Source organism: Chitinophaga sancti, from assembly GCF_034087045.1.
Taxonomy (GTDB): Bacteria; Bacteroidota; Bacteroidia; order Chitinophagales; family Chitinophagaceae; genus Chitinophaga; species Chitinophaga sancti_B.
Genome location: NZ_CP139247.1, coordinates 7,134,057 through 7,151,776 on the forward strand (window position 1 = coordinate 7,134,057; position 17,720 = coordinate 7,151,776).

Below are 17,720 nucleotides of genomic sequence, written 5' to 3' on the forward strand. Positions count from 1 at the left end.
TGTTAGTTTTTAAATATCGATCTGTGTCAGGGTTTCCGTATTCTTTGTCTGCTTATGTTGACTCAGGATAAACTCTATCTGGCCGGCCAAATGCTCAATTGTGGGTTCCTTAAATATGTTCTGCAAATTGATACGTATCAGGAAAGTGGTATGTATTCTTGAGATGACCTTGACTGCTTTTAAACTATGTGCCCCCAGATCGAAAAAGTTGTCTCTGACACCTATTTTATCTTTGCTTATCCCCAGCACTTCACTCCAGATTTCCACCAGGCCGCTTTCTGTTGCGTTACGTGGTGCTACATATGCGGTAGCAGTGCGCAGCATACTACCATCCTGTGGAATGGGTAATGCCTTACGGTCTGTTTTTCCGCTGGTATTTAATGGCATGGCATCCAGCTGTACATAGTAAGAAGGCAACATGTAAGCTGGTAATATACCTGCCAGATAACTACGGATCGATTCCATTTCAAGCGTTACACCTGCTGTGATATATGCGATCAACTCATTTTCACCGTCGTTTCCTTTACGGGCTATCACCGTTGCTTCATGGATATCCTCATATTGCTGTAAGGCATGCACGATCTCACCCAGTTCTATCCGGTAGCCACGTACTTTCACCTGGTCATCTTTACGACCTGCGTATACGATCAGTCCATTTGCGGTACGGTAACCAATATCTCCTGTATGGTAAAGACGACCATCTGAAATAAAAGGATCTGTTGTAAATTTCTCTTCCGTCAGCGCTGCATTATTCAGATAGCCACGCGCCAGTCCATCACCCCCTATACAGATTTCACCTCTTACACTTGTCGGCAACACTTCATTATCTGCACCTAAAATGTATAACTGTGTATTCCATATCGGACGCCCGATCGGGATGATCACTTCTTCTGCCCGGGTAGCATAATAACTCACATCTATAGATGCTTCCGTAGGACCATACAGGTTGTGTAAGGGTATGTTTACCAGTTCATACCATAGTTCTACTGTGGCTGGTGTCAGTGCCTCGCCGCTGGCAATCACCATCCGGACACTTTTCAATAAAGCCGCATCTACAACAGAGCCCAGGAAGCTGTTAAGCATAGATGGTACAAAATGAAGACAGGTGACAGCCTCCCGGCTGATCAGTGATAACAACCGCCCGGGGGAAGCAACATCTTCTGCAGGACATAACACTTCTGTTGCTCCTACACATAATGGCAGGAATATCTCCCAGACTGATACATCAAAAGTGAAAGATGTCTTTTGAAGAATAATATCATTGCTACCCAAACTATATTCACGCCACATCCAGTTCAAACGGTTCACTACGCCACGATATTCCAGCATACAACCTTTTGGACGGCCGGTTGAACCTGAAGTATAAAGCACATACATCAGATCACGGCTGGTGGTGCCGGCTGTAAATGCTTCCGTACTGTATGCTGGCAGTGCTGCCTGCAATTGTGCAAGTGCAGCTGCAGTCAAAACAACTTTACATTTACTGTCTGATACAATATATTGCCGGCGCTCTTCCGGAAAAGCCGGATCGATAGGCACATAAGCACCTCCCGCCTTCAGTACACCGATCAGACAGATCAGCTGCCATTCGCTACGTTCCAGTTGCACACCTACAAGGTCGCCGGCACTTATACCATATTCTTTACGCAGGTATGCACCCACCTGGTTCGTGATCCGATCCAGCTGACTATAGCTCAGACTTGTATCGTTGTATTTTACAGCAGGATGATCTGGTCTGATCAATACCTGTTCCCGGAAAAGGTCTATGATCGTTTTATCTGCCGGGAACAGATGATTAGTATCGTTAAAACCATATACCAGCTGCTCGCGCTCTCCCGGCAACAAATAATTCAATTTGCGTAATGGAGTCGCCGGCGCTGCCACCACTGTTGATAGCAATTGTTCAAAATGCGCAACTAACCGCTCTATCCGTGGAGCCTGGAAGATATCAGGGCTGTAGGTAACACTCACCTGTATGCTATCCTCGTCTTCTGTAAAATCAAACTGAAGATCAAACTTGCATGTAACATGGTGATCATCTTTATATGGGGTGATACGCAGGTTACCATTGTTGTTTGTCAAACGATAATCTGATTCATTATGGAAAACTACAAATACATCGAACAGCGGGTGACGACTCATGTCGCGATGTAAACGCAACTCATCGATCAGCGAATCAAAAGGATATACCTGGTGTGCATAAGCTTCCAGGGTCTGCTGATGGATCATTGACAACAATGATTCAAAGTTATCTGATCCATTGAACCTGGAGCGGAGTGCCAGCGTGTTTACATAAAATCCAATCTGTTCTTCGAGATCGATATGTTCACGGCCAGCTACAGCACTTCCTACGATGATATCTTCCTGGCCCGTGTACCGGTATAATAAGGTCTTTACCGCGGCCATCATACCAATGAACAAGGTTGACCCGGTGGCATTGACCAGTTGCTTCAATTTACGGGTAAGGTCAATAGACAATTGTTTTTCTACCTTAGAACCGGCATAGCTTTTTATTAGGGGACGGACCTTGTCTGTAACAAGGTCCATTACAGGTAATTCTCCTTTAAATTTGTCCAGCCAGTATGCACGGTGCGCTTCTAATGCGGCACCGCTTAACTGCGCCGCCTGCCAATCTGCATAATCCTTATATTGGATACGCAACGGTGGTAATGTGCCCCCACCATTATATACATGCAATAGCTCCTGTATAAAAACGCCAATTGACCAGCCATCACTGATGATGTGGTGTATAACAAAACTGAATAACCACTTGCCTGCTGACAACTGATACAGGCAGGCACGTAACAATGGACCACTGCTCAGGTCAAAGACATAGTTGAAGTCTGCTATTAACACATCATTTGCTGATACAACGTGATCCTGGTAATGAAGTTTAAAATCAATTGAAGGCAGGATAAACTGACGTACCTCTCCTTCTTCATCTTCACGGAACACGGTGCGCAGGACTTCATGACGGGCGATTAAAGTTTTGAATGCATCTTCTAATAATGCAGCATCCAATTGTCCTTCAAATTCATAAGCGCCCGGAATATTGTATGCTACACTTCCACCTTCCAGCTGGCTCAATACCCATATGCGACGCTGGGAAGAGGATAATACATAACTACTTTGTACCGGCGCTAACGGTATCCCTGCAAAGGCGGTACGTGTTGAACCCGACAGTAACAACGCCTGTTGTTCAAGCTCCGGGTACGTAAAGATTTCACGGATACCAACCTTCACCTCAAAAACCTGGTACAGCTGACTCACCAGCCGTGCTGCTTTCAGACTATGACCACCCAGTTCGAAAAAGTTCGAATGGATACCAATCCGGGCTGCATCTATGCCTAACAACTCACTCCATACATGTACCAGTCCCTGTTCGACTGCTGTACGTGGCGCCACATAGCCTTCACCGCTTTCAATCTCTTCCCCATCCATTGTCACCAGCAGCTGACGGTCTACCTTTCCATTATGGTTCAGTGGCAGCGCTGATACACGGATCATTCGCTGTGGAACCATGTAGGAGGGCAAATGCGCTCCCAGGTAACTTCGTAGGCCTGATAACGAACTCCCAACTATATATGCATGTAATTCTTTATTGCCATCTGCTCCTGTTCCCGTTAAGACTACTGCTGCACTCACCCCTTCATGGCTTTGCAGCCGCGCGGTAATCTCTCCGATCTCTATTCGGTAACCCCGGATCTTCACCTGGTCATCAAATCGGCCCAGGTATTCTAATTCCCCACCAGCGAGAAAGCGCACCTTATCACCACTACGGTATAAACGTTCTACTCCCCTGTTTACAAATCTTGCACTGGTCAGTTCTTCACGGTTCAGGTAACCTCTGGCTACACCGGCACCTCCTACATACAACTCACCGGCTACGCCTCTGGGTACCGGCTGACCATAACTATCCAGTACATAACATCTCAGGGTCGGAATCGGACAGCCGATATTGCTTACACCTGCATACAGATCAGACAATGACAGCTCCTTGTAGGTTACATGCACTGTTGTTTCTGTAATGCCATACATATTGATCAGCCGACAGGATGGATAACGCAGTTTCCATGGTAACAGGTTACCTGGTGACAAGGCCTCTCCTCCAAAAATTACATATCTTAACTGGTGACAGTCTTCCCCATTATCGGCCTGCTGCAGATTGTAAAAGGCCGAAGGTGTCTGGTTCAGGACTGTTACACCTTCTTCTCTTAATAAGATTAAAAACTGTGATGGATCACGGGCCACCAGGGATGGCACTACTACCAGTTTGCCGCCATACAGCAATGCGCCATACATCTCCCATACTGAAAAATCAAAGCAATACGAGTGGTACATTGTCCATACATCAGTACTATTGAAGTCATACAGTGGATGTTCGGTGAACAATAATCTTACTACGTTGTAATGTGCTACTACCACTCCCTTCGGGTTGCCTGTGGTACCGGAGGTGTAGATCACATAGGCAATATCATCCGGATGATTAATATTTTCAGGATTCTCTTCGCTATAGTCACAGGCTGCTGCCAATGCTGTTTCATCCAATAAAAACCGGCTGCCACTGTCTGTTAAAATATAATTGATCCGGTCAGAAGGATATTCTACGTCAACAGGTACATAACCTCCTCCAGCCTTCAGCACACCCAGCATACCAATCACCTGATCTACACCACGGTCAAGCACCATTGATACCAGGTCATTGCGACCTATGCCATGCTCTCCACGCAGGTAATGCGCCAGCTGATTCGCACGCGCATTTACCTCATGGTAGGTCAGCCGGTCAGTTCCGTTCACTACTGCCAGCTGATCTGGCGTTCGGGCTACCTGTTGTTCAAAAAGAGATACCAGCGTTGCTGCTTTGGGATATTCTTCATCACCTCCGGCCTGCGCTATTTCACCCAGGTAATCCAGCCGGCTGATCGCTGCAGCCGGAGTAGCAAGGATAGCTGTCAGTAATTGCTCCAGGTGAGATAACAGTTGTAAACCTGTGGACGCCGTGTAAATATCACTGTTATAAATTAGTTCTGCTCCTAATCTTCCACCGGATTCTATAAACGTAAACTGCAGATCAAACTTGCTGGTCAGCAACACATCCTCCTCATACGCCTTCACTTTTACATCCACCGACTGGCTGTTCCATACAGCTGCATAATCCACATCCTGCTGTAATACCACTACCACATCAAACAATGGATGGCGGCTTGCATCCCGCTCTAAATACAGCTCATCCACCAAAGCATCAAAGGGATAAGACTGATGTGTATAACCATCCAGAATCTGCTGACGGACTTCTGATAACAAACCACGGAAATCTCCATCTCCACTAAAACGGCTCCTGAGTGCCAGCATATTCACATAAAACCCTATCTGATCTTCCAGGTCGATGTGATCACGACCTGATACAGGGCTGCCTATGATGATATCTTCCTGACCCGTATAACGATATAACAAAGCAGTGACCAGTGCCACCAGGCCCGAAAATAAATTCTGTGATGATAACTGTTTTAAACCCTGGTAAAGGTCATCTCTCAGTAAATGGCTGATCTTACCTCCATGGTAAGTCTTCTGGGCCGGACGCGGTTTATCGCCCAGCAATTCCAGCACCGGCATCTCTCCATAAAAGCGCTCGTGCCAGTAAGTACGGTCAGCCTCATGCAGGTGCTGGGCCTGCCAATCGCTATAATCTTTATACTGGATACGCAATGCGGGTAAGGAGCTTCCACCTGTATACAGGTGAAGTAATTCCCTGATCAGCACACTCATGGACCAACCATCGCTGATGATGTGGTGCATCACAAACCCCAGTACCCATTGACGATCTGCCACCTGGTACAGCGTTGCACGTAGTAATGAACCATTCGAAAGATCAAAAGCTTCCACATAATCCTGCGTCAGCAAACTATTTAAGTCAGCCGGCGTGCTACGCAGATCAATATAATTAATCGTAAATGCTATACTTGGTTGTATAAACTGACGCACCTCTCCCTGACTATCTTCACGGAAAAAAGTACGCAATATTTCATGACGCGCGATCAGTTCATTCAAGCACTGTTCCAGTTTAGACACATCCAGGTTACCTTCGAATATATAAGCAGCCGGTATATTATAAGCAACGTTTCCGCCCTCCAATTGACTTAATATCCACAAACGGCGCTGTGCTGAAGACAAAGCATAACTTTCCTGCACGCCTACCTGTGGTATCTGTATGAAAGTTTTGGGTACACCTATATCGATCAGTTTAGCCTGTTCTTCGAGTACCGGGTGACTGAATAAATCCTGTAATTCTACTTTTACACCAAATCGCCTATGCAAATGTCCTACAAGACGCGTTGCTTTCAAACTGTGACCACCCAACAGGAAGAAGTTGTCCTTTACACTTATTTTATCTTTACTTACATCCAGTACTTCACTCCATATCTCTGCTATTCCCCACTCAATATCATTACCCGGCGCAACATAATCTTTTCCAGCACTTAAACCATCTGGTAATGGCAAGGATCGTTTATCTACTTTGCCACTGGCATTTAATGGTAAGACAGGAAGCTGTATGAACTGGTTCGGTATCATATACTCCGGTAACTGGGTGATCAACCATGACCTGATGCTTTCTGCCCAAAGCTCTTCATTACCACTGATATAAGCAACCAGCATACTTTCGCCATGCCTGTCTGTGTGCACAATCGCTGCTGCCGCTGTTATGTCTGTATATTGTTGTAAAGTCCGTTCAATCTCACCCAGCTCTATCCGGTAACCACGGACCTTTACCTGTTCATCTCTACGGCCGGTGAATGAGAGCACCCCATCCGGCAACCAATACCCGATATCACCTGTGCGGTACATGCGTTCTCCTTCCCTGAAAGGATCAGGACAAAACTTCTCAGCCGTCAGTACCGGATTATTCAGGTATCCTTTGGCTAGTCCACGGCCTGCTATGTATATCTCACCAGGTACACCAACAGGTAACAGGCGGGCATTTTCATCTAAAACATAGATGCGGGTATTAGCTATAGGGCTACCTATTGGCACTGTATCGCTACTTACTGCTGTAGCATTAAATGAAAACGTAGTAGCACAAATACTGGATTCCGTAGGTCCATAAGCGTTAATATATTTCCCGGTTTGTGAGAATGCTACCGCCTTGTCAAGGACAGCTGCTTCTCCAGCAGTCACCAACCGTTTTAAGGATTGAATATTAGGTATGGAGAGCAGTTTGACTATAGCAGGTGGCAAGGTTGCTAACGCGATATGCTCATCAGTAATATATTTTTCCAGCGTTGCCGGTTGTTTTTTCTTTTCTTCTTCAATGATACACAATACTGCTCCTGCGGCCAATGCAACAAATATTTCAGATACTGAAGCATCAAATGAAGGCGAAGCAAACTGTAAATGTTTTTCTCCTGCTACTGCCCCAAATAAATCCTTCTGGGCGTAAATGGTGTTAACAATCGCTTCATGGGCAATCATCACTCCTTTGGGATTTCCGGTGGAGCCAGAAGTGTATATCACATAGGCAAGATCCATGTTGCTGATAACAATAGCCGGGCTGAATACCGGTGTATCAATAGTATCCATCTGAAGGTCCATGACAAACATGCCACCCTCAAAATAGTCAAGATCAAATATGTAATCTGTCTGGGTCAATAAAATGGCCGCCTGAGTATCCTTTAAAATATATTTTTTGCGAGATGCCGGATAAGCCGGATCTATTGGTACATATGCAGCACCACTCTTTAATATACCCAATATGGCAACGATGAGTTTTTCAGATCTATCCAGCATAATGGCTATCAGCTGATCTGCCCCCGCAGCATAATTCTCTTTCAGATAATGGGCGAGCTGATTAGCACGCTCATCCAGCTCCCTGTAGGAAAGGACTGTTTTGCCAAATACCACTGCTGCTGCATCCGGCCTTATTTCAGCCTGTGTTTCAAAAAGGCTGACGATATTACTGTTGTCAGGATAAGCAATTGCAGTATTATTAAAAGTAGTCAGCAACTGCTGTTGTTCAGCAGTATGCAGGTAATCCAGTTCATTAATCGGGGCGGATGGATGAAGCAGGATGTCTGAACAGAGCTGTTCAAGATGCCTGAGTATCTGCAAGACCAGTTTTTCAGGATAGATATCAGTGTTATACACACATTCTACTTCCAATCCATTGACATTTTCAAAAAAGTCAAACACCAGGTCAAAGCGGCTGGTATCATTCCTTACGCCCTCATAACTTTTTATTTCCAACCCGTTTAGAAGGTTCTGTTCCAACACATTTGCATCTCCGTTCTGCAGCATCACTTCCACTTCAAAAAGTGCATTGCGGCTCCGATCATGCGATATCTGCAACTCATCCAGCAGTGTATCAAATGGTAATAACTGGTGAGCATTGGCTCCCAATGTACGCTCACGTACATATGACAACAGTGCGGTAAATGTATCCTGGCCTTTAAAACGGGAACGGATCGCCAATGTATTTGCGTACAATCCTATCTGTTCTTCGAGATCAATATGATCCCTGCCTGCAATAGGGGATCCGATTATAATATCTTCCTGGCCGGTATAGCGGTATAATAATACATTTACTGCTGCTACCAGTGTCATAAACAGCGTAGCATGCTGCTCATTGGCCAACTCTTTTAACCCATTGTATAATGTTTGATCTATTTTTTTATGTATTCTGGCGCCAACATAGGTTTTTATCGCAGGACGGGTGAATGTGCCGGGAATATCCAATACTGGTAATTCTCCTTTAAACTGATCCAGCCAGTAAGGACGATGATTTTCCAATGCAGCGCCACTCAGTTGTGTTGCCTGCCACGTGGCGTAATCCTTATATTGTATACGCAATGGCGATAATGCGGCTGTTCCATTGTATATCGCTAACAGCTCCCGGATAAAGACGCCGATAGACCAGCCATCACTGATGATGTGGTGTATAACAAAACTGAATAACCACTTGCCTGTTGACAACTGATACAGGCAGGCACGTAACAATGGACCACTGCTCAGGTTAAAGACATAGTTGAAGTCTGCCGTCAGCGCATCATTTGCTGATACTACGTAATCCTGGTAGTGAAGTTTAAAATCAATTGAAGGCAGGATAAACTGGCGTACCTCTCCTTCATCTTCGCGGAACACGGTGCGCAGGACTTCATGACGGGCGATTAAAGTTTTGAATGCATCTTCCAGGGCGACCTTATCCAGCGAACCTGTGAACACGTATGCGCCTGTAATATTATATGCTACACTTCCACCTTCCAGCTGGCTCAATACCCATATACGACGCTGGGAAGAGGATAATACATAACTACTTTGTACCGGCGCTAACGGTATCCCTGCAAAGGCAGTACGTGTTGAACCCGACAGTAACAACGCCTGTTGTTCAAGCTCCGGGTACGTAAAGATTTCACGGATACCAACCTTCACCTCAAAAACCTGGTACAGCTGACTCACCAGCCGTGCTGCTTTCAGACTATGACCACCCAGTTCGAAAAAGTTCGAATGGATACCAATCCGGGCTGCATCTATGCCTAACAACTCACTCCATACATGTACCAGTCCCTGTTCGACTGCTGTACGTGGCGCCATATAGCCTTCACCGCTTTCAATCTCTTCCCCATCCATTGTCACCAGCAGCTGACGGTCTACCTTTCCATTATGGTTCAGTGGCAGCGCTGATACACGGATCATTCGCTGTGGAACCATGTAGGAGGGCAAATGCGCTCCCAGGTAACTTCGTAGGCCTGATAACGAACTCCCAACTATATATGCATGTAATTCTTTATTGCCATCTGCTCCTGTTCCCGTTAAGACTACTGCTGCACTCACCCCTTCATGGCTTTGCAGCCGCGCGGTAATCTCTCCGATCTCTATTCGGTAACCCCGGATCTTCACCTGGTCATCAAATCGGCCCAGGTATTCTAATTCCCCACCAGCGAGAAAGCGCACCTTATCACCACTACGGTATAAACGTTCTACTCCCCTGTTTACAAATCTTGCACTGGTCAGTTCTTCACGGTTCAGGTAACCTCTGGCTACACCGGCACCTCCTACATACAACTCACCGGCTACGCCTCTGGGTACCGGCTGACCATAACTATCCAGTACATAACATCTCAGGGTCGGAATCGGACAGCCGATATTGCTTACACCTGCATACAGATCAGACAATGACAGCTCCTTGTAGGTTACATGCACTGTTGTTTCTGTAATGCCATACATATTGATCAGCCGACAGGATGGATAACGCAGTTTCCATGGTAACAGGTTACCTGGTGACAAGGCCTCTCCTCCAAAAATTACATATCTTAACTGGTGACAGTCTTCCCCATTATCGGCCTGCTGCAGATTGTAAAAGGCCGAAGGTGTCTGGTTCAGGACTGTTACACCTTCTTCTCTTAATAAGATTAAAAACTGTGATGGATCACGGGCCACCAGGGATGGCACTACTACCAGTTTGCCGCCATACAGCAATGCGCCATACATCTCCCATACTGAAAAATCAAAGCAATACGAGTGGTACATTGTCCATACATCAGTACTATTGAAGTCATACAGTGGATGTTCGGTGAACAATAATCTTACTACGTTGTAATGTGCTACTACCACTCCCTTCGGGTTGCCTGTGGTACCGGAGGTGTAGATCACATAGGCAATATCATCCGGATGATTAATATTTTCAGGATTCTCTTCGCTATAGTCACAGGCTGATGCCAATGCCGTTTCATCCAATAAAAACCGGCTGCCACTGTCTGTTAAAATATAATTGATCCGGTCAGAAGGGTATTCTACGTCAACAGGTACATAACCTCCTCCAGCCTTCAGCACACCCAGCATACCAATCACCTGATCTACACCACGGTCAAGCACCATTGATACCAGGTCATTGCGACCTATGCCATGCTCTCCACGCAGGTAATGCGCCAGCTGATTCGCACGCGCATTTACCTCATGGTAGGTCAGCCGGTCAGTTCCGTTCACTACTGCCAGCTGATCTGGCGTTCGGGCTACCTGTTGTTCAAAAAGAGATACCAGCGTTGCTGCTTTGGGATAATCTTCATCACCTCCGGCCTGCGCTATTTCACCCAGGTAATCCAGCCGGCTGATCGCTGCAGCCGGAGTAGCAAGGATAGCTGTCAGTAATTGCTCCAGGTGAGATAACAGTTGTAAACCTGTGGACGCCGTGTAAATATCACTGTTATAAATTAGTTCTGCTCCTAATCTTCCACCGGATTCTATAAACGTAAACTGCAGATCAAACTTGCTGGTCAGCAACACATCCTCCTCATACGCCTTCACTTTTACATCCACCGACTGGCTGTTCCATACAGCTGCATAATCCACATCCTGCTGTAATACCACTACCACATCAAACAATGGATGGCGGCTTGCATCCCGCTCTAAATACAGCTCATCCACCAAAGCATCAAAGGGATAAGACTGATGTGTATAACCATCCAGAATCTGCTGACGGACTTCTGATAACAAACCACGGAAATCTCCATCTCCACTAAAACGGCTCCTGAGTGCCAGCATATTCACATAAAACCCTATCTGATCTTCCAGGTCGATGTGATCACGACCTGATACAGGGCTGCCTATGATGATATCTTCCTGACCCGTATAACGATATAACAAAGCAGTGACCAGTGCCACCAGGCCCGAAAATAAATTCTGTGATGATAACTGTTTTAAACCCTGGTAAAGGTCATCTCTCAGTAAACGGCTGATCTTACCTCCATGGTAAGTCTTCTGGGCCGGACGCGGTTTATCGCCCAGCAATTCCAGCACCGGCATCTCTCCATAAAAGCGCTCGTGCCAGTAAGTACGGTCAGCCTCATGCAGGTGCTGGGCCTGCCAATCGCTATAATCTTTATACTGGATACGCAATGCGGGTAAGGAGCTTCCACCTGTATACAGGTGAAGTAATTCCCTGATCAGCACACTCATGGACCAACCATCGCTGATGATGTGGTGCATCACAAACCCCAGTACCCATCGACGATCTGCCACCTGGTACAGCGTTGCACGTAGTAATGAACCATTCGAAAGATCAAAAGCTTCCACATAATCCTGCGTCAGCAAACTATTTAAGTCAGCCGGCGTGCTACGCAGATCAATATAATTAATCGTAAATGCTATACTTGGTTGTATAAACTGACGCACCTCTCCCTGACTATCTTCACGGAAAAAAGTACGCAGTATTTCATGACGCGCGATCAGTTCATTCAAGCACTGTTCCAGTTTAGACACATCCAGGTTACCTTCGAATATATAAGCAGCCGGTATATTATAAGCGACGTTTCCGCCCTCCAATTGACTTAATATCCACAAACGGCGCTGTGCTGAAGATAAAGCATAACTTTCCCCGACAGCAACCACAGGAATTTGTTCAAATGTTGTCCTCACGCTGGCATCTACCAGATTTGCCAGATCTTCCAATATAGGATGATGAAAAATCTCTTTTAGCGAGATCTTCACCTCAAATAAGCGGTGTAACTGACTGATTAGCCGGGTTGCCTTCAGGCTATGGCCGCCCAGCAGAAAAAAGTTATCATTGACACTTATTTTATCAGAGCTCAGGCCTAGTATCTCACTCCAGATATTTACAAGGGTTGATTCTGTTGCTGTACGAGCGCCCACATACTGTGTCAGTGAAAAACCATCCGGAGCTGGCAATGCCTTGCGGTCTGCTTTGCCACTTGCATTTAAGGGAATGGCATCCAGCTGCATAAAGTAAGCCGGTATCATATACGCCGGCAGGATACCTGACAGGTGTGCACGGATCTTATTCAAATCAAGTTTTTCCGCACCTGTTACATACGCGATCAATTCATGCTCACCATCATGTCCCTTCCGCGCGATCACCACCGCATCATGAATGTCAGCATACTTTTGTAAGGTATGCGAAATTTCACCCAACTCTATCCGATAACCTCGCACCTTCACCTGGTCATCTTTACGACCTGCATACACTACCAGTCCATCTGCTGTACGGTAACCAATATCTCCCGTACGGTAAAGACGGCCACCGTTTATAAAAGGATCTGCTATAAATTTCTCTTCTGTCAGCGCTGCATTATTTAAATACCCCCTCGCCAAGCCATCACCTCCTATACAGATTTCACCTTTCACACCAACAGGCAATACTTCGTTATCAACGCCTAAAATATGTATTTGGGTATTCCAAATAGGGCGCCCGATTGGAATGATGACATCTCCGGCATGTGTAGCATAATAACTGACTTCAATTGATGCTTCCGTAGGACCGTATAAGTTATATAATGGTATGTTTACCTGCGCATACCAGCGATCAACTGTTGCCGGTGTCAATGCCTCACCACTCGCCATCACCATCCGGACACTACTTAGTAAGGAAATATCAATATCATTATTCAGGAAATTATTCAGCATTGACGGCACAAAGTGCAGACATGTAATTTTCTCCATGGTCACCAGCGATAATAAACGCTCCGGGGATGCCACATCTTCTGTTGGACACATCACTTCTGTAGCACCGATACATAACGGTAGAAATAGCTCAGAAACAGATACATCAAAAGTGAAAGAGGTTTTCTGAAGAATAACATCATTGCTGTCCAGACTAAATTCGCTCCACATCCAGTTAAGCCGGTTCATCACGCCACGTGACTCCAGTATACAGCCTTTCGGACGACCTGTTGAACCTGACGTGTAAATTACATACATCGGATCCCTGCTGGTCGTACCGGCTACATACCCTTCAGTACTATAAGTATCTAATGCAGCACGCAGCGCTGTCAGCAGCTTTGCATCCAATACCACTTTACATCCGCTGTCTGAGACAATATATTGCTGACGCTCTTCCGGGAAAGTCGGATCAATAGGTACATAAGCACCACCAGCCTTTAGCACACCGATCAGGCAGATCAGCTGCCATTCACTACGCTCCAGTTGTACACCTACCAGGTCGCCTGCACCAATACCATATTTCGCACGCAGATAAGCACCTACCTGGTTGGTAATTGCATCCAGTTCTCCATAGCTGAGACTCGTTTCTTTGTATTTGACAGCTGTGTGATCTGGTCTGATCAACGCCTGCTTCTTAAATAGGTCTATAACTGTCTTATCTTCCACGTAGGGATGACGCGTATCATTAAACCCATGTACAAGTTGCTCCCGTTCGCCGGGCGTAACAATACTGATCTGCTTAATAAGCACTGCCGGATTATCAATTACCTGTGATGTAATATAAGAAAAGGCCTGATAGAACCTGACAACGGTATCCTTCTTATACAAATGCGTCGCATACTCAATTTCAACATAACCATCATCGTTAGTACCAGCTGCAAAGTTGAAACTAAGATCCAACTTGGCATTCACGTTGTCCAGGTCAAATCTGTTACTACCGGATAAATAGGTACAGATATCCTCCATGACAATACCTGCTGATTTACCCAGCTCTACCGGTGGATTTTGTTGTACCACCATCAATACATCAAATAGCGGATTACGGCCAGCATCAATGATAACAGGTGCCAACTCAATAATCTTGTCCAATGGATAATCCTGAAATTCAAAGGCCTGCCTGGTTTGCCTGGATACCGCTTCCAGGTGCTCCTGGAAGGTATGACCGCTATCAACCTGCGTCCTTAAAGGGACTGTATTGACATACAGGCCCACCTGGTCTTCCAGCTCATGATGATTACGGCCCGAAACAGGTGTTCCGATAACGATATCCTGCTGACCTGAAAATTTGTTCAGCAGGATGCTGAGTGTAGCATGAAAAAAGTTAAAAACTGTAGTACGATGTTCCTTACAGAATTCACGGATATGGGCATATATTTCGTTATTCCAGTAAAAGCGGCTAATGGCTCCTGAAAAACTTTTTATTACCGGGCGTGCAAAATCTGCTGGTAATTCCAATTGCGTACTATAATCTTTAAACTGCTGTTCCCAATATCGGGGAGCCAGCTCATTTATCTGTCTGGTATGCCATGCAGCATAATCCCTGTATTGGATATGCAAAGGTTGGTCGGTCGGGAATTGACCACTGTTAAAGGCTGTATAATAAACCATCAGCTCGCGCAACATCAATGCTACCGACCAGCCATCACTCACAATATGATGAACTGTCAGGAACAAGGCATATTCACGGTAAGCTATCCGGTACATATCTGCTCTAATCAAGGGTCCTTTTTCCAGGTCGAACTGAGAGTGAAACATTGCCTGGTACTCCTGATAAATAAACTCTTTTATACCAACACCGGAAGATACATCTTCATACCTGATAGAAAACGGTAATTCATCCAACACAAATTGCCTGGGCACCAGGTCTACTTCTTTAAAAACAGTGCGCAGGCTCTCATGTCTTTTCAATATTTCCCTCAATCCCTGTTCTATCACCAGCGGATCTATATTCCCTTTGAGGTGTAATCCTACTACAATATTATATGTACTGTTACCACCCTCCTGTTGAGATAATAACCAAAGTCTTTTTTGAGCAGCTGACAATTCATAATGCTCCTGCCTGTGCAGTGAAGTCACAGGTGTATATTTAATACTATCCGCATATGACTGCAGATAAGAAAGTAGTTCGCTTTTATTTTCTTTGACAGTAGTCATCAACGCTTCTGGCAAGCGATTGGTTTCACCCGTTAATCTCAAACGTTCTCCATCTGCCACGGGGACTACCTTATATTCTTTAAGTGCTGCGATAATTTTTGGGGCATTCATATAATAACTTCGTTATCTGAATTTTGTACATTTTTTAACCAAAGCATGTTTTCCAGTAAACCAGCAAATGCTGACACAGAATCATTCTCCAGTGCCATAGCCGTACTGATGCTTAAGTTCAACTCTTTATTAACAGTATTGATCAGTTCCATCAGCTGTAATGAATTTATTCCAAGATCCGTTAAAGCCAGTGAAGCCTGGTCCGGTGATAAAGCAGGCATACCGTTTTTCACTTCTATGTGGTGCAATAAATATTTTACAAGTTGATCATGATCTGGCCTGAGTAAGACCAGCTGAAGAAAAGACGGGTTCACTGTCCTGGCACCTGGTTTACCAAACAATTGCTTTTTTGTTCCAATAATTCTGAAACCACCGTTCCTGTACCAATTACCACAGGCTGTACGTTGGAGCTTCCCACTAGTCGTTCTGGGAATGCTAAAGGGAGATGTTAAAATAATGTCGTCAGGCGTGACACCAAACTGGCCGGCCATCAGCCTTTCAATAGCATTTATCCGCTCTGTGACGTTTAATTGGGGTATTGCAGTTCGCTTTATTTCAACTGCAACAGCTATCTGCTCCTTGTCACTATCTAAAGAAAATACGGCTATCCCATTTGCTGCAATATCTTTGCTGTTGTCAGCAATCGCTTGTTCAATATCGTTTGGATATATATTCTTTCCCCTTACTATCAGCATTTCTTTCAATCGGCCATGGATGTACAATTGTTGCCCGGATATAAAACCCAGGTCACCCGTACGGAAATATTGCCGGCCGCCAGATTCATAAAAACAGTCGGTATTATCCTGCTGCCAGTAGCCACTGGTGACACTATCACCGGCTATACAGATTTCTCCTTCCTCCAGTTCACCACACACCTGCTTTGTTGTTACACCCATAATTTTCACATCCATACCAGGCAATGTTCTTCCTGAGCTGACCAGTTGTTTACCATGGTGGAAGATTACGTTTACTTCTTCCTGGGGGGCAGTGGCAGCTACCAGCAATGTTGCTTCTGCCAGACCATAACAGGGATAAAATGCTGCGCTTTTAAAACCAGCAGCTGCAAAATGATCTGCGAAACGAAGCATAGTAGCATGTTTAACTGGTTCAGATCCGTTATATGCTACCTTCCAATGTGACAGATCCAAAGCCTTCAGGCTATCTGCAGGTATTTTCTCCACACACAGATCGTAAGAAAAATTGGGTCCTCCACTATGGGTCACTTTATAACGGGATATTCTATCCAGCCAATGATGTGGCTGTTGCATAAAATCAGCAGGTGGCATTAGCACACAGGTACAACCCGCATATATCGTATGCAGGATATTCCCAATCAATCCCATATCATGGTGAAATGGCAACCAGGATAAGATAACCGCATCTTCGTCACATCCAAATGCATCTCTGATTAATTCCTGATTATGCAAAAGGTTCTTGTGGCTGATCACTACACCTTTGGGCTTGCCTGTAGAACCAGACGTATATTGTATAAAAGCGATCTCCTGTGTAACTGGTTGCAGCCCGGCCAAATCGGTATCCACCTGATCTGTGTATATGCATGGAATGCCTATCTGTTGTAAATGACGGGCACTGGTCTCTTTACACAAAATAGCCGCAGGAGCAACATGATTTATAATATTGTGTAGTCTATCTTTCTGTTGTTTCCCATGCACATAGGGCACAGGCACAGGCACCACGCCTGCATACTGACAACCGAGAAATGATATGATGAAATCGTATACATCCTGATATATAAGTACAGCCCTCTTACCAGAAAGTCTTTTTTCAGCCAACTGTATTCCCTGCCGCTTCACTGCTTCTGCCAGCGCGGCATAAGTAATATTCCTGTCTGTACTCCACCCAATCGCTGAAAATGTAAAGACCGTCTTATGGGGAAACTTGTCTGCATAAAATAACAAGTAATCAACTATTGTTTCCATAATTAGAAAATCGTGGTAAAAGAATTCTGGTACCATAGCTCGTTTCCACTATGGTAGATTAACGTGTCGGAT

General features: G+C 45.3%; 2 protein-coding genes. Both read right to left on the reverse strand.

Annotated elements, in window-relative coordinates; all coding sequences use genetic code 11:
* Positions 1–9: 9 nt before the first annotated feature.
* Positions 10–15,708, reverse strand: coding sequence for a non-ribosomal peptide synthetase (locus SIO70_RS28610; protein ID WP_320576654.1), 15,699 nt, complete (start codon positions 15,706–15,708; stop codon positions 10–12).
* Positions 15,705–17,648 carry an AMP-binding protein gene (locus SIO70_RS28615; RefSeq protein ID WP_320576656.1) on the reverse strand — a complete coding sequence of 648 codons (1,944 nt, stop codon included), beginning with the start codon at positions 17,646–17,648 and terminating at the stop codon, positions 15,705–15,707. Before SIO70_RS28615 ends, SIO70_RS28610 begins: the two co-directional genes overlap by 4 nt.
* Positions 17,649–17,720: the final 72 nt, after the last annotated feature.

What these genes read in the sequence shown, in the direction of transcription:
- SIO70_RS28615 (WP_320576656.1), bottom strand. Translation starts at nt 17,648, where the DNA reads ATGGAAACAATAGTTGATTACTTGTTATTTTATGCAGACAAGTTTCCC.
- SIO70_RS28610 (WP_320576654.1), bottom strand. Translation starts at nt 15,708, where the DNA reads ATGAATGCCCCAAAAATTATCGCAGCACTTAAAGAATATAAGGTAGTC.